The sequence below is a fragment of the Pseudidiomarina andamanensis genome (assembly GCF_009734345.1).
GTDB lineage: Bacteria > Pseudomonadota > Gammaproteobacteria > Enterobacterales > Alteromonadaceae > Pseudidiomarina > Pseudidiomarina andamanensis.
The window spans coordinates 2213847-2228605 of record NZ_CP032551.1; the positions used below are offsets into that span (position 1 = coordinate 2213847).

Genomic DNA, 14759 nt, shown 5'->3' on the forward strand with positions numbered 1-14759 from the left:
AAGTGGTAGTGACAACGAACAAGCTTACGCCATTATTAAAGTATGAGCAGGATTTAGCGACCGGAAACTTTCAACCGGATGCCGCACAACGTAAAGCTGTGGAGGCTTTGCAGCGTCTTTATGACGAACTGGTCTTATTTCACCAATCGCAAGTAAACCCAGGATTGATCGGGCGTTTGAAACTAGCGTTGGGTGGTGCGAAGCCTGCGCCAAAGGGAATTTATTTTTGGGGCGGTGTCGGACGCGGTAAAACTTATTTAGTCGATACGTTTTTTGAGACTTTACCTTTCGAGCAAAAGCTACGTGTGCATTTTCACCGCTTTATGCATCGTGTACATAGCGAATTGAAAGAACTAAAAGGTCGTAGTGATCCGCTACCAATTATTGCCGACAAACTTGCAGCCGAGGCGCGTGTTGTCTGTTTTGATGAGTTCTTTGTGCAAGATATTACCGATGCCATGATCCTTGGCACATTGATGCAAGAGTTATTCAAGCGCAATGTGGTGTTGGTAGCGACGTCAAATATCGTACCTGATGACCTATACAAAAACGGATTGCAGCGTCAGCGTTTCATTCCCGCTATTGAATTGATTAATAAGCACTGCGAAGTAATTAACGTCGACAGTGGTATCGATTACCGCCTGCGCACGCTAACCCGGGCTGAAATTTACCATGCACCTGCAGATGCCGGTGCGGATGAAAATCTACAACGATACTTTACTGAGTTGGCTCCTGACCACTGTAACCGCGATGAACGCGGATATATTGTGGTGAATAATCGCAACATCCCAGTGCGCATGGAGTGTGATGACGTCGTGTTATTCTCGTTTGATGCAATTTGTGGCGGGCCACGCTCGCAAAACGACTATATTGAACTCGCACAGTGTTATCACGCAGTGCTTATTAGTGATGTGCCGCAAATGGGCGCACATAATGACGATGCCGCGCGGCGTTTTATTGCGTTGGTTGACGAATTCTATGAACGCCGAGTCAAACTAATTATGTCTGGCGCTACCCAGTTAGACGAGCTGTACACTCAAGGTAAATTAAATTTCGAGTTCAAACGGTGTGTTAGCCGGCTATTAGAAATGCAAAGTCACGAATATTTAGGACTCGCTCACAAACCATGACATTAACTGACTGGACTTTAGCTGTTGGCGGCCTTGGCCTGTTGTTGCTCGGTATGCAATTACTAACCGACGGGTTAAAAGCAGCAGCTGGAAGTCATCTACAGGGTTATCTAGAGCGCTCGACTCAAACAAGGCTGCGAGCCGCTCTGTCAGGGTTTACTGTAACTGCACTCGTGCAGTCATCTAGTGCCGTTGTGGTTGCTCTGCTTGGTTTCACCAACGCCGGCATGCTGAAATTAAAGCAAGCCGCCTGGATGGTGTTTGGGAGTAATGTCGGCACCACAATGACCGCATGGATTGTAGCGCTGATTGGTTTGAAGCTGAACATTGGCGTTGTTGCTTGGCCAATGATTGGCATTGGCATGCTACTGCAACTCGTCCGTCGCGCTGATCCAGTTGGTAGCATTGGCCTAGCAGTTGCTGGCTTCGGGGTGTTGTTTGTCGGTTTGGATACGCTGCGAGATGCCTTCGAACAACTTGTGACTATTCTGCCTGTGGGGCAGTTATCGATAAGCGGTCCTGTTGGAATTCTCCTAGCGGTAATTGCTGGCGCATTATTAACAGCGTTGGTTCAGTCTTCTTCGGCAGCTTTAGCAATTGTACTCACTGCTTCGGTGAGTGGTGTGTTTACGCCACTGGCCGGAGCTGCTGTGGTGATTGGGGCGAATATTGGTACCACCTTGACTGCGCTATTAGCCAGTATCGGCGCAACTGCCCATGCGAAGCGCTTAGCCGCAGTTCACGTCTTAATGAATACCGTCACTGGTATTACAGCATTAATTTTGCTGGTTCCGATGTGGTGGGTTGCAGAATTATTGTCAGGTGGCGAGCAGGTTACGAATATTAGTACAGGGCTCGCGGTATTCCATACTCTATTTAATGTGCTCGGTGTGGCGCTAATGTGGCTCTTAGACGAGCGCATCTTCCGTCGTGTCGAAAGTTGGTATCGGTTACCGGCATTGCGTTCAGGCGAGCCTCGCTTCCTCGATAAAACCGTGTTAGAAATTCCGGCGATGGGTCTCAACGCCGTGCAACAAGAGCTTAACCGCGTGTTGCGTCAATATATTTTGCGCTTACGCACCGTTTTACGAGATGAAGCGGCACTCGCCGAAACCGAGGAAGATATAGCGACGGGTGAATTACTCGCGCATATTCAAGTCTACTTGACCAAGTTAAGCGCGAAACAATTGCATGGTGACGAAGCTTTGTTGCTAGCAGAACTTCATACCAGCCATTCTCGCTTAAGCGACTTGCGCGACATTGTCGAAAAACTACGCGCCGCTAAACCAGAACAAATTGAAGCAAGCCTCAACCACCAACTTCGCGAACAGTTGCTCGAACTACTTAACGGCGCTGATATGAAAGATCGGCCAGAAGCAAACTGGGCATCGCTTGCTAGTTCCATTCGCGCCACACGCAATTTGCTACGCCACACTTGGTTAAATCGCATTGCAGCCAACGAGCTCGAGCCAACGGAGGGGGCGGCGTTAATGCAGTTAGCGAGTATGTGGGAGCGCAGCGCCGAAATCATCACCGCCCTGAAAACCTAAAAGCGTTACTCGTTATTCGTTATTCGTTATTCGTGGGCTTGGCTCGCCCGATAGCTCAATTTACAACTCGCTCACTTTTCGTTGTGGTCATTTTGGTTTTTCGTTTTTGCTTTTCCGAATAACGTCGTTGATCTTTTAAGCGCTTTTCCCTATAATCCGCGCAGCCCACGTTACAGGTACAACTAACCGAATTTGTGGCTCAACCACAACGGTTGTTGTGGTTCGCGGGGAAGCCCGGAACTACTGTCGTGAACCTTAAAGAAAGAGTAATTTTCAATGAGTACATTTGTTGCAAAGCCAGAAACAGTACAACGTGACTGGTACGTTATTGACGCTGAAGGTAAAACTTTAGGTCGTTTGGCAACTGAAGTTGCCCGTCGTTTACGCGGTAAGCACAAGCCTGAGTACACACCTCACGTTGACACTGGTGATTACATCATCATCGTTAACGCTGAAAAGGTTGCTGTAACTGGCCGCAAAGCGCAAAACAAAATCTACTATTCACACACGGGTTACCCAGGTGGTATCAAAGAAATCAACTTCGAAAAGTTGATTGCTAAGAAGCCTGAAATGGTAATTCAGAAAGCGGTGAAAGGTATGTTACCTCGTGGTCCACTAGGTCGTGCCATGTTCCGTAAACTGAAAGTGTACGCTGGTGCAGAGCACAATCATGTTGCTCAGCAACCAAAACAACTTGAAATTTAAGACGGAGCATGAAGACTATGGCACAGAATCAATACTACGGTACTGGTCGTCGCAAAAGCTCAACTGCACGCGTTTTCTTGCGTCCAGGCAGCGGCAACATCAGCATCAATAACCGCACTTTAGAAGAATACTTCGGTCGTGAAACCGCTCGTATGGTTGTTCGTCAACCGCTTGAGTTGGTAGACATGGTTGAAAAATTCGACTTATACATCACTGTTAAAGGTGGTGGTGCAAGTGGTCAAGCAGGCGCAGTGCGTCACGGTATCACCCGTGCACTGATGCAGTATGACGAAGCTCTACGTGGTGACTTACGTCGCGCGGGTTATGTAACTCGTGACGCACGTCAAGTTGAGCGTAAGAAAGTCGGCTTGCATAAAGCACGTAAGCGTCCACAGTTCTCGAAGCGTTAATTCTTCGGAATCTCGACTACGTCAAAAACCCGGCCTTTGTGCCGGGTTTTTTGTCTTTATCCTTGTAAAAATCAGGGCATTTCTTTATCATCTGAAGGCATTTTTTTGCCGTTCGCCTAAAATTACTTGGGCGAACCTATCGCAGCAGCTAATTACTGACTTCGCGGCTATGTCTCGCGAAGCGTCCAAACTGGAGAGTAAGTGGATGAGCAATGCGCCTGTAGATAAAGGCCGCCGTCGTTTCCTGACCGTCGCGACATCTGTCGTCGGTGCAGCGGGCGCGGTTGGTGTTGCCGTTCCTTTCATTGCGTCTTGGAACCCGAGCGAAAAAGCTAAAAACGCGGGTGCCCCAGTGGAAGTGAACATTGGAAAAGCCGAACCGGGTCAATTGATTCGTGTTGAATGGCGTGGTCAACCGGTTTGGGTGGTACGTCGTACCCCTGAGATGTTGGCATCGCTTGACGCCGTGAGTGACCAGCTTCGCGACCCTAATTCTGAAGAACCACAACAACCTGAGTATGCGAAAAATACTTATCGTTCGCGTAAAGAAGAATACTTTGTCGCGGTAGGTATCTGTACGCATCTGGGCTGTTCACCACAGTTCCTAGATACGGGTATGGGTGAGTACGTAGAAGGCGCTCAGTCAGGCTTCTTCTGTCCGTGTCACGGTTCCATATTTGATATCGCTGGTCGTGTATTCCAAGGTGTTCCTGCGCCATATAATTTGGTGGTTCCGCCTCATTACTACATCAACGATAACACCATTTTGGTGGGTGAAGATGGGGAGCAAGCCTAATGAATAAACTCATTGCATGGTTTGACGAACGTATTCCGATGACCAAAACGTGGAATATCCACTTAGCTCAGTATCCAGCTCCAAAAAACTTTAACTTCTGGTACATCTTTGGTGTGCTAGCAACGTTAGTTTTGGTCAACCAAATTTTGACCGGTATCTGGCTAACCATGAACTACGTACCATCAGCTGAAGGCGCTTTCGCTTCAGTTGAATTTATCATGCGTGATATTGAGTACGGTTGGTTGCTTCGCTACATGCACTCAACCGGTGCATCTGCGTTCTTCGTGGTGGTCTACTTGCATATGTTCCGTGGCATGATGTACGGCTCTTATCAGAAGCCGCGCGAATTGCTGTGGGTATTCGGTATGCTCATCTTCCTCGTGCTAATGGCAGAAGCTTTCATGGGTTATTTGTTGCCATGGGGGCAGATGTCTTACTGGGGTGCACAGGTCATCATCTCTTTGTTCGGTGCCATTCCAATTATTGGTGACGATTTAACTCTGTGGATTCGTGGTGACTACGTTATCTCAGGCGCGACGCTGAACCGCTTCTTTGCATTGCACGTGATTGCATTGCCATTAGTGTTGGTTATTTTGGTGTTCTTGCACATCATCGCACTACACGAAGTGGGCTCGAACAACCCTGAAGGTGTTTCTATCAAGAAACCTAAGGGTTCAGTACCAGACTCAGAAAAGCCGAAGTTTACCTTCCATGAGCGCTTCACTAAGAAGTATGACATTGTTGATGCTTTCCCATTCTTCCCGTATTACATCGTGAAAGATTTAGTGGGCGTGGCTATCTTCTTGTTCTTCTTCTGCTACGTTATTTTCTTCGCTCCTGCAATGGGCGGCTTGTTCCTTGAGCCACCAAACTTTGAAGCGGCGAACCCGTTGAAGACTCCGGCACACATTGCTCCAGTATGGTACTTCACCCCGTTCTACGCAATTTTGCGTGCGGTACCTGATAAATTATTGGGTGTTATTTTGATGTTCGGTGCCATTGTTGCGCTATTCGTACTGCCTTGGCTAGACCGTGGCAAGGTACGCTCTGTGCGTTACCGTAGTACCTTCCATAAAGTAAACCTGACTGTATTCGCAATTAGCTTTATTGCACTCGGTTATCTTGGTCTGAAGCCGGCGACAGAGGTGTATACCATGTTCGCGCGTATCTTCACCTTCTTGTACTTTGCGTTCTTCGTATTGTTGTTCTTCTACAGTAAGAATGAAAACACGAAGCCAGTTCCAGAGAGGATTACTAAGTGATGAAACAGTTAATCAAAAATACTCTGCTGGTAGCAGCATCACTGTGGTCGGTTGCAAGTTTCGCAGCCGACCCGACAGTACCACTGGACAAAGCAAACGTTGATTTACACGACAAAGCGTCGTTGCAACGTGGTGCACAGTTGTTCATGAACTATTGCTTGGGTTGTCACTCAATGCAGTACCAGCGCTATAACCGTACGTTCCGTGATTTAGAAATTCCGGAAGAGTTAGGTGTTGAGAATCTGCAGTTTACCGGCGAGAAAGTAGGTGACTTGATCACCAACGCTATGGCGACTGAAGATGCTGGTAACTGGTTCGGTACCGCAGCACCAGATTTAACTTTGGTGTCTCGTGTGCGCGGTGCTGACTGGATCTATACCTATTTACGCTCGTTCTATGTTGATGAGAGCCGTCCATTCGGTGTCAACAACGCTGTATTCCCAAATGTGGGTATGCCGCACGTACTAGAAGAGCTTCAAGGTATTCCACGCAAAACCACCGAGCAACGAATGATTGACGGTGAAATGCAAGACGTTTATGTGGGCATTAAAACCGACGGCAGCGGTATGTTGACTGAAGCTGAATACGATCAGGCAGCGTTAGATCTGACCAACTTTTTGGTTTACACCGGTGAACCGATGATGTTGGAGCAGCAGCGCATTGGTTGGTATGTGTTCGGTTTCCTACTAGTCTTTTTAATTTTCGCAGTACTGCTGAAACGCGAATTCTTTAAGGACGTGAAATAAGCTTTATGGAGAACAACATGTCGGTTGCGGCAAACAAGCGGTCAGTGATGACCTTATATTCGGGCGTAAATGACTTACGCAGCCATCAAACACGTATCGTGCTCGCTGAAAAAGGCGTGGGCGTTGAGATTACTTTTGTTGAACCGGATAATCTTCCGGAAGACTTAATGCAACTCAATCCATATGCTGACGCGTTGCCAACGTTGGTGGATCGTGAGTTGGTGCTATACAACGCTCATATCATCATGGAATATCTTGATGAACGTTTCCCGCATCCGCCATTGATGCCGGTATATCCGGTAGCGCGTGGCACGAGTCGATTGATGATGTATCGCATTGATCGCGATTGGTATGCGTTAGCGGATAAAATTCTAGCTGGTGGAAAAGGCGCAGATGCTGCTCGTCAAGAATTACGCGAAGGTATTCTTGCACTGGCACCACTATTCGCTGATTCACCGTTCTTCATGAGTGAAGAGTTTAGCTTGGTAGACTGCTACTTGGCGCCGTTGCTGTGGCGTTTGCCACTGTACGGTATCCAATTAGAAGGTACTGGTGCGAAAGAAGTAAAAGCCTACATGGTTCGCGTGTTTGAGCGTGAATCATTCCAAGAATCACTCACAGACATTGAGCGAGACTTAGGTCGGTGAGTGATGAAGCTATGACACCGCGTCGCCCGTACTTAGTGCGGGCGATGTATGAATGGCTTTTGGATAATCAGCTTACACCGCATCTCGCGGTTGATGCTGATTACCCAGGCTGTCAGGTGCCATGGCAATTTGTTCAAGATGGTCAAATCATCTTGAACATTTCCCCTACCGCAGTAACCAATTTCACCGCCGATAATGAAGCCGTTCAGTTTAATGCTCGTTTCTCAGGTAATCCGCATCGCGTCATCGTACCGATGGGTGCTATTCTTGCGATGTATGCGCGAGAAAACGGCGCGGGTAGTATGTTCGAGCCTGAGCCCTATTATGAGAATCCAACTGCGATATCGCCTGTTAGCGAGTCTGTGACTGAGACCACTAAGAGCGAAACAGCAGAAAAAGATACGGATACCAAGAAAAAAGAAAGCCAGAAGAAAAAATCTTCCAGCTCTCATTTACGTGTCGTCAAATAACTCGAGTTGAGTTTATTCAAAAGCGTCAATCACGCGTGTGACGCCGTTGATATTTCGTGCAATGTCGATTGCCTGACGTGCGATATCTCGTTCGACAAAACCCATCAATGCAACTTCACCATTTTCTGTAACCACCTTAATATCACTCGCTTTTATTTTATCATCGGCAATAAATTTCGCTTTGATTTTGCTGGTGATATAAGTGTCTTGGCTAATTTGACCAATTGAAATAACCGGTGCCACTTTCAATTCATTGTGAACCCTGTCGACACCTTGAGTGTTACGCACAAGGTGACTTGCTAAGTCACGGAGTGAACTATTCGTTACTTGACCCAATAACAATACAGAGCGATTGAATGAAACAACCTGTACGCGGGAGTCGTCCAAGCGGTCTTCCCCTTTCAATGCAGTGATAACGCGAACTTCAATAGTTTGATCATCAATTTGAGTGCCGACGCTACGCGTATCGGTTGCGGCTGAAATGCCTACTGCGGTCGCACCTACGAGTGCCGCAGCGCAACCAGTTAAACTAACCGCTATCGCGGCGCAAAATACCGCTACAGGCAATAAATTTCGACGTTCAGTCATTAATCTGTCTCCTGTGGGAAAATTCGATGCTCTACGACACTGCACAGCATGTTAGAAATCTGAAGTAAGTGCTCACTCGCACGAGCCGCGTTACTGGTTGGAATGCGTATCTCTACATCATCAGGTCCCAATAACCCGGCGATATCGACATCACTTGTTTGCGTAATCGCGATGATCAACATATCACGACTCAACGCGGCTTCCATTGCGCGGCTCACGCGCGGTGCTCGCTCAGCTGCATTGAATACCACGAGTAGATCGCTTGGTTGTCCTACGGCTTGTATTTGCTGGGCGAACATACGGTCATATTCAAGTGCACCATAATCTGCATGCAAGGAAGTTACCGGAAATGGAGGACGCTCAAAACTTAAGCCAGTCAACATAATATGCGCAAAATGGCGGGATGTTGCGTGGGCAAGACCTTCGCCGCAACAGTACACCTTACGACCGTTTAAGAGCGAATCAACGAGTAAATTACATGCCAGTTCAATTGGTTCTTGCAGCATATCTGCAGCAGCAATTTGAGTTTGAATACACTCGGTAAATAAGGTTTTTATAGGATCCTGCATATCACCTCGTTAAAACGCATCTTGCAACCATTGCGCCTGATCATAATCCATTACTATAGCAACGACATCGAAGCGCATGCGCGTTATATGTTCATTTAAATTATTCTGAATGAGAAAGAGTTGCGCGCATCGCCGAATCCTTTGACACTGCGCGGCGGTAATCTGTTCCACAACACTAGCAAAATGCTCGTTACTGCGACTTTTTACTTCAACGAACACCCAAGTATCCGCTTCCCGCATAATTAAATCAATTTCACCCATGTCACAACTGTAGTTACTTTCTACGTGGTCTAAGCCATGACGTTCAAGTAATGCGCGGGCGATTGCTTCGCCGTCATTTCCGATATCTTTTCGAGACATTCCTTGTCCTCATTATGTTATTGGCCCGCAACCACATCGTGACCTTTGAATTTAGCCCAATTGAGTTCACGCACAATTTGATTGTTACGAACGGTGAGTTCGCCAGTTAGCCCTTGTGCAGAAATACCCGGCATGGTCTGTAATAACGGTAAGCGTTGGCTTAGCAGCAAGGCGTCATGCCCAAAGGCGACCAGACGTGCGGTGCTATAGCCCCAGTTATTTCGTAACTCGAGCAGTTGTTTAAGCTGTTTCGCTTCATTGTGACCAGGCAGTAACCATGGTGCGTCCGTAAAACGAACATTATCGAGATCGTTTTCGCTCAGATCATTGCGAAGCGTATGGCTACCTGAATTCGCATAAACGGGTAGCGCCTTCATGAATGGCGAAATATTGACGTCAATAAACGGTTTTAACAATCGAGTTTGCTCAATGCCACCCACCAGATAAACCGAATCAACATCAGCACGGCTACGCGCCTGTGAATCGACAATTATCTTACCCGCAGCTATTTTAACTTGATAAATACGCGCTTCACTAGTGGTGACGCCTAATTGATCTTGAACCGCATTTTTCATCTCTTCAGTATTGCGATAATCACCTAACGACATCGGAACAGGGTCATTGAATTGAGCTTCCCAGGCGGCTCGAAATACTTCGGCGTGTTGTTGGCCGCGCTCGGTAGCTGGTGCCAGCACAATTGGATGACGGTATCCTTGTTTTGCCATATGTTTGGCTGCCTGGCGTATTTCAGTCTCGGCATCCAAGGCGAAGAAATGCTGTTGTAATGAAGTCTCATTAAGCTCACCACTGGGCTCATTTAACGTAAGCCAAGGAAGATTCTCTGGTAATTGAGAAGCGTCAATCGCCGCAATGTTCGGCTTTAATAAAGGACCAATTAATACGTTTGCTTGATGTTGTTGCAATAATTCCGGAAGGGCGGTGAACTCGATAGCATTGGTATCTAGAAACTGCGCACTTACTTGAGGCAATCGGCTCAGAGCTTTCACTAGGCCATCACGAACTGCTAACCCTTGCTCGGCATATTGACCTGTTAGCGGAAGTAACACCAGTGCGCGATTACGCGGCTGTTCGGTCAGTGCAATCAACTTATCAACAACGAACTGCGCTGGGTGATCACGAAATTGCCCTTGCCATTGAGTCAATACAGCATCTAATTGTGAAGGCGTCGTATTAATCTGGTGCAATGCCCGTACTAATGCTGCCCAGCCGGCGACCAACTGGCTACGCTGAAAACTTGGTGGCAATGTCAGTTGGTCGGGCTCTTGTACGTTCCGTAAAATTTCCCAAGCTTGCTGCGGTGTTGTACTGTCTGGTGCAACATTAATAAGCTGCAACTGATAGCTTGCCGCTTGCTCCCATTTTCGTTGTGCGCTTGCGGACCGCAGAGCCAGCTCTAAAGTTTGCTCAGGATAATCAACCGATAGGCGCGGAAGAAGTAACGGTTCAAGAACTTGCTCGACGTAATTCCAGCGCCCCTCATGCCCCGCAAAACGTGCTTCAAGTAGCGCCATGAGTTGTTTTTGAGCGGTGTTTAAATTTGCATCGTCAAAGTGCCGTTGAATCTGGGCAATAACCACCGCACTTTGCTGCCAGTGTCCATCGCGCTGAAAAGTTGCAGCTGCTTGCAATAGCGCATCAACCTGCTCTTCGCCTTGCATTAGTCGCGCATTGGCAAGCCAACTTTGCGCCGAGCGAAATTGTTCATCAAGAGGTACTGCGGTGAAATCAGAGCTGTCGTCACTGATTGGTGCTTGTGTTGAGGACGAACGCGGTGCTGAAGAACAGCCATTGAGTGCAGTAAACAACGCAACAATAACCATGCACAACAGAAACTTCTTTGGCACAATAGCAACAGACATTTTGAATTCACCCACGTTTTTTACAATGGGTCATACTATAAACCCTACGGCAAGGCTTCACAATCACGCCGACGGGTTCTTACAAGGGGTTAACATGACGACCGATACCGCTGGCTGTTTATATATTGTGCCAACACCTATTGGCAATTTGGCGGATATCACTGAGCGCGCAATTAATGTCTTACGCATGTGTGATGCCATTGCCGCTGAAGATACCCGTCATAGCGGACAACTGATGCAGCATCTAGGTATTCGCGCAACCATGTTCGCGCTGCATGAACACAACGAGCGGCAACGTGCAGAACAGGTGATTGAGAGGCTGCAGCGCGGTGAATCGATTGCGTTAATTAGTGACGCTGGTACGCCATTAATTTCTGACCCTGGTTACGTGTTGGTACAACAGTGCCGTCAAGCTGGCATCAAAGTCATTGCCTTGCCAGGCGCCTGTGCATTTGTCACTGCTTTGTCAGGTGCAGGCTTGCCAACCGACCGTTTTAGCTTTGAAGGTTTCTTACCGGCAAAACCACAGCAACGCCGCAAGCGTCTTGAGCAGCTCGCAGACGAAACACGTACCATGGTTTTTTATGAATCACCACATCGCATCACTGATACATTAGCAGACTTAATGACGACAATTGGTAGTGAACGTCCGTTAGTACTGGCGCGTGAACTGACCAAGCAATTTGAAACTTACCTAACCGGCACCATTGGCGAAGTTCAGCAGCAAGTGCTCAGTGATAGTAACCAACAGCGTGGTGAAATGGTGCTCATTCTTGGTGGTGCGCCTGAAGTAGAAGAAGATGACGTGAACCCCGCCGCATTAAGAACGCTTAACCTGCTTCGTAAAGAGTTGCCATTGAAAAAAGCCGCGGCCTTGGCTGCGGAGATTCACGGCGCACGTAAAAACACCTTGTATCAACTGGCGCTCGAGCAAGATAACCAGTAGAATGCGCGTCGGGAGTCAGCCAGACAATCGCTGCCTATGCGTGCATAGGGGGAGGAAAGTCCGGGCTCCATAGGGCAGGGTGCCAGATAACGTCTGGGCGGCGTAAGTCGACGACTAGTGCAACAGAGAGCAAACCGCCGATGGCCTGCGCAAGCAGGAACAGGTAAGGGTGAAAGGGTGCGGTAAGAGCGCACCGCGCGGCTGGTAACAGTTCGTGGCACGGTAAACTCCACCCGGAGCAAGGTCAAATAGGGGTTCATTGGCGCGGCCCGCGTTGAACCCGGGTAGACTGCTTGAACGCTAGAGTGATCTAGTGGCTAGACGAATGATTGTCCACGACAGAACCCGGCTTACCGGCTGGCTCCCGACACTTCTTTTTCAGAATTAGTTCGCTCTAATACATCACGGTTGAACTGCTGGGTGAAGCGAATGAATTCATTCAATGGCATGGCACGTCCGTAGAAAAAGCCCTGCTGGTAATGGCATTTCTGCTGCTGTAGAAACTCCACCTGCTGTTCATGCTCAACACCTTCGGCTACCACACTCATGTTTAACGTGTGCGCTATACGTATAAGCACTTCAACTAACGCTTTTTGTTGACCTTGGTGCGGTACGTTATGCAAAAAGCTGCGGTCAATCTTAATCACATCAATCGGGTACGAGCGCAAATAGTTCAAACTTGAATAACCGGTGCCAAAATCGTCTATCGCCAACGAAATACCAGCATCACGCAGCTTACGTAAGTTGGCGAATTGACGTTCTTTATTGCGCATGAGCATCGATTCAGTGATTTCGAACATCAATCGATTGGTCGGCACATCGGCCGCTGCTATCACATTGAGCCAGTGTGTTGCTGCCTGGCGGTCATTGAATTCACGTGGTGAACGGTTCAACGCAATGGCTAAATCTAAGCCCGCTTCGTGCATTTTCTTCCAATCCCGTACCACTTGACGCAATACAAAATCACCTAACCCAATAATTGCACCTGTTTTCTCGGCAATAGGAATAAATTCAGCTGGGGATATGGCACCACGTTCTGGGTGGGTCCACCGAATCAACGCTTCACAACGTGTAAGTAAACCAGTTTCTGTCTCAATAACTGGCTGGTAATGCACTTCAAATTGCTCGGCCTCAATGCCCTTTATAATCTGATGGTGTAAATTAATATCGCGCTCAGTGCTTTGACGCAATTGTTCATCAAAGAAATGAACACTCATCGCACCTTGTGCTTTAGCGGCATACATTGCCAGTTCTGCATGTTTCAATAACTGCTGCACTTCTTGACCATCATGCGGGAACATCGCAATACCAGTACTGGCGGTCATGTTGATATGGTTGTGTTCAATATCGAGTGTATGCAAAAGATCATTCATGATAGCTTTCGCCCGAATTTCAGCTTCACTCGGGTCGTTGAGATCTCGCAAAACAATGGCGAATTCGTCACCGCCGATACGAGCAAGCAGGTCATCTTCGCGAATACTGGTTCGAATACGCTCCGCTACCCGCTGCAACAAGGCATCACCAACTTCATGACCCAATACGTCATTTATTTCTCGCAAATGATCAAGATCAAGAACCAATAAGGCAAATTTTTGCTGATTGCGAAGTGCCGCACGAATGTCTGCGCCAAGTTGCTCAGCAAAGAAATTTCGATTCGGTAAATCCGTTAAACCATCATAGCGAGCTTGATAAGCAATGGTGGAAATAGCGCCCCGCAGTCGATGTTGGGTAAAAATCAGCATTAAAAATGCCGATAAAATAACTGCGGTGAGACCAATTCCAATAGCCCAGTGCAGCCAAAAATCAGCATTGGTAGCAACCCATTGGCCGTCGCGGGGGTAAGCAGCTAATTCCCAGCGTCCCCGAGGAAAGGTTATTTCAGTAACGAGCGCATCAGGATTAAAGACATCATCACTACCGGCAAAGGCTTGCGGGTTAGGCTCTAAATCATTTTTTGCATGGCGAATTGCGAACGAATAATTCGGATGCTGGTAAAAGCGAACGCCCTCAAGCAGGTGCACATGGTCAATCACCAACGAAGCAACCCCCCACAAGGTACGGTCGTTTCGGAATACTGGCATGCGAGCAATTAAGGCATCGCGGCCTTGTGTAAGGCGCATCGGGCCGGTTAACACGACATCCTTTACAGCAATGGCGCGTAATATACCGGCGTACTGATCGGTATCAAGTCGGTAGTTAAAACCAATAATGGATTGGTTTCCTTCAACGGGATAGACAAACTTAACGACCAAATCAGGCGCAAGCGCCACATGCATAATATCGAGATTCGAAGATAGGAACTCATCAATGATGTGTTGTAGACGAACGCGGTCAGGGGTATCTTGCCACAGAATTTCAGGACGCAGCGCACGCAGTGCTAACATATTGGCTTGTAAGCGCTGTTCAATTTGGCCTCGCATGGCACTTAAGTGCTCGCTGGTTCGGCGTTTTTCTATTTCCAGTTGTTGTTGTCGTTCGCCGTCGACCACAAGGTACACCGCGTACAACAAAGCCGATGCAATAAAGAGCACAACAACAAGGTAGCGCAATAAGCGCCAGCGTTCGGACTGCTTACCGAACTTATCTGGAAAACTCACAACATCTATCTGCTTCATTTATATGAGAAAGCTTGTTATTAGAATTATATGCTAATTGACATAGTACTCGCATCATCCTTTACCTAATCCTTGCCGTCAAGCG

14 protein-coding genes, 1 other RNA gene and 1 pseudogene are annotated in these 14759 nt (G+C 47.7%); 11 read left to right on the forward strand and 5 right to left on the reverse strand.

Features of this window, described 5'->3' with window-relative positions; genetic code table 11:
• Positions 1-8: 8 nt before the first annotated feature.
• From zapE to D3795_RS10580, 9 genes are all read left to right on the forward strand, one after another.
• Positions 9-1130: a cell division protein ZapE gene (zapE, locus tag D3795_RS10540; protein ID WP_156268574.1), complete on the forward strand. Its 1122-nt coding sequence runs from the start codon at positions 9-11 to the stop codon at positions 1128-1130.
• Entirely contained in the window at positions 1127-2680 is a 1554-nt protein-coding gene (locus tag D3795_RS10545; protein ID WP_156268576.1) for a Na/Pi cotransporter family protein, read from the forward strand. The genes zapE and D3795_RS10545 overlap by 4 nt, the downstream gene beginning before the upstream one ends.
• Positions 2681-2956: 276 nt before the next feature.
• Positions 2957-3385 (forward strand): 50S ribosomal protein L13, encoded by a 429-nt coding sequence (rplM, locus tag D3795_RS10550; RefSeq protein ID WP_092856588.1) that lies wholly within the window; start codon positions 2957-2959, stop codon positions 3383-3385.
• 17 nt (positions 3386-3402) lie between these two features.
• Positions 3403-3795: a 30S ribosomal protein S9 gene (gene rpsI, locus D3795_RS10555; RefSeq protein WP_092856585.1), complete on the forward strand. Its 393-nt coding sequence runs from the start codon at positions 3403-3405 to the stop codon at positions 3793-3795.
• Between the two features lie 205 nt (positions 3796-4000).
• A complete protein-coding gene (petA, locus tag D3795_RS10560) occupies positions 4001-4591 on the forward strand; it encodes a ubiquinol-cytochrome c reductase iron-sulfur subunit (RefSeq protein WP_156268578.1) in 591 nt (196 codons plus the stop codon).
• Positions 4591-5853 (forward strand): cytochrome b, encoded by a 1263-nt coding sequence (locus tag D3795_RS10565; protein WP_156268580.1) that lies wholly within the window; start codon positions 4591-4593, stop codon positions 5851-5853. Before petA ends, D3795_RS10565 begins: the two co-directional genes overlap by 1 nt.
• A complete protein-coding gene (locus tag D3795_RS10570; protein WP_156269102.1) occupies positions 5853-6599 on the forward strand; it encodes a cytochrome c1 in 747 nt (248 codons plus the stop codon). The genes D3795_RS10565 and D3795_RS10570 overlap by 1 nt, the downstream gene beginning before the upstream one ends.
• A 17-nt stretch (positions 6600-6616) precedes the next feature.
• Positions 6617-7246 carry a stringent starvation protein SspA gene (gene sspA, locus D3795_RS10575; protein WP_126759545.1) on the forward strand — a complete coding sequence of 210 codons (630 nt, stop codon included), beginning with the start codon at positions 6617-6619 and terminating at the stop codon, positions 7244-7246.
• Between the two features lie 11 nt (positions 7247-7257).
• Positions 7258-7716, forward strand: a complete 459-nt coding sequence (locus D3795_RS10580) for a ClpXP protease specificity-enhancing factor (protein ID WP_216648979.1) — start codon at positions 7258-7260, stop codon at positions 7714-7716.
• Positions 7717-7728: 12 nt separating this feature from the next.
• On the opposite strand, the gene dolP is transcribed toward D3795_RS10580, so the two are convergent.
• From dolP to D3795_RS10600, 4 genes are read right to left on the reverse strand one after another with little or no spacing between them, the layout of a single operon-like run.
• Positions 7729-8304 carry a division/outer membrane stress-associated lipid-binding lipoprotein gene (gene dolP, locus D3795_RS10585; RefSeq protein ID WP_156268584.1) on the reverse strand — a complete coding sequence of 192 codons (576 nt, stop codon included), beginning with the start codon at positions 8302-8304 and terminating at the stop codon, positions 7729-7731.
• On the reverse strand, positions 8304-8873 hold the full coding sequence (locus D3795_RS10590) for an SIS domain-containing protein (protein ID WP_156268586.1): 570 nt from the start codon (positions 8871-8873) through the stop codon (positions 8304-8306). Before D3795_RS10590 ends, dolP begins: the two co-directional genes overlap by 1 nt.
• A gap of 9 nt (positions 8874-8882) precedes the next feature.
• The gene (locus D3795_RS10595; protein WP_156268588.1) at positions 8883-9233 is read right to left on the reverse strand and encodes a YraN family protein; all 351 of its coding nucleotides are present in this window, start codon (positions 9231-9233) and stop codon (positions 8883-8885) included.
• Positions 9234-9250: 17 nt separating this feature from the next.
• Complete coding sequence (locus tag D3795_RS10600) at positions 9251-11113, reverse strand: penicillin-binding protein activator (protein ID WP_156268590.1); 1863 nt, start codon at positions 11111-11113, stop codon at positions 9251-9253.
• Between the two features lie 94 nt (positions 11114-11207).
• On the opposite strand from D3795_RS10600, the gene rsmI reads away from it, so the two are divergent.
• Both rsmI and rnpB read left to right on the forward strand, forming a co-directional pair.
• Positions 11208-12059 carry a 16S rRNA (cytidine(1402)-2'-O)-methyltransferase gene (rsmI, locus tag D3795_RS10605; RefSeq protein ID WP_156268592.1) on the forward strand — a complete coding sequence of 284 codons (852 nt, stop codon included), beginning with the start codon at positions 11208-11210 and terminating at the stop codon, positions 12057-12059.
• 11 nt (positions 12060-12070) lie between these two features.
• Positions 12071-12428, forward strand: an RNA gene (gene rnpB / locus D3795_RS10610) — RNase P RNA component class A.
• A 95-nt stretch (positions 12429-12523) separates the two neighbouring features.
• Here rnpB and D3795_RS11530 read toward each other — a convergent pair.
• Positions 12524-14674, reverse strand: a pseudogene (locus D3795_RS11530) (putative bifunctional diguanylate cyclase/phosphodiesterase); the annotation flags it as partial.
• Positions 14675-14759: the final 85 nt, after the last annotated feature.

Excerpts from the sequence above, each read along its gene's own strand:
- D3795_RS10545 (WP_156268576.1), top strand. The coding sequence starts at position 1,127 with ATGACATTAACTGACTGGACTTTAGCTGTTGGCGGCCTTGGCCTGTTG.
- rplM (WP_092856588.1), top strand. The coding sequence starts at position 2,957 with ATGAGTACATTTGTTGCAAAGCCAGAAACAGTACAACGTGACTGGTAC.
- rpsI (WP_092856585.1), top strand. The coding sequence starts at position 3,403 with ATGGCACAGAATCAATACTACGGTACTGGTCGTCGCAAAAGCTCAACT.
- petA (WP_156268578.1), top strand. The coding sequence starts at position 4,001 with ATGAGCAATGCGCCTGTAGATAAAGGCCGCCGTCGTTTCCTGACCGTC.
- D3795_RS10565 (WP_156268580.1), top strand. The coding sequence starts at position 4,591 with ATGAATAAACTCATTGCATGGTTTGACGAACGTATTCCGATGACCAAA.
- D3795_RS10570 (WP_156269102.1), top strand. The coding sequence starts at position 5,853 with ATGAAACAGTTAATCAAAAATACTCTGCTGGTAGCAGCATCACTGTGG.
- sspA (WP_126759545.1), top strand. The coding sequence starts at position 6,617 with ATGTCGGTTGCGGCAAACAAGCGGTCAGTGATGACCTTATATTCGGGC.
- D3795_RS10580 (WP_216648979.1), top strand. The coding sequence starts at position 7,258 with ATGACACCGCGTCGCCCGTACTTAGTGCGGGCGATGTATGAATGGCTT.
- dolP (WP_156268584.1), bottom strand. The coding sequence starts at position 8,304 with ATGACTGAACGTCGAAATTTATTGCCTGTAGCGGTATTTTGCGCCGCG.
- D3795_RS10590 (WP_156268586.1), bottom strand. The coding sequence starts at position 8,873 with ATGCAGGATCCTATAAAAACCTTATTTACCGAGTGTATTCAAACTCAA.
- D3795_RS10595 (WP_156268588.1), bottom strand. The coding sequence starts at position 9,233 with ATGTCTCGAAAAGATATCGGAAATGACGGCGAAGCAATCGCCCGCGCA.
- D3795_RS10600 (WP_156268590.1), bottom strand. The coding sequence starts at position 11,113 with ATGTCTGTTGCTATTGTGCCAAAGAAGTTTCTGTTGTGCATGGTTATT.
- rsmI (WP_156268592.1), top strand. The coding sequence starts at position 11,208 with ATGACGACCGATACCGCTGGCTGTTTATATATTGTGCCAACACCTATT.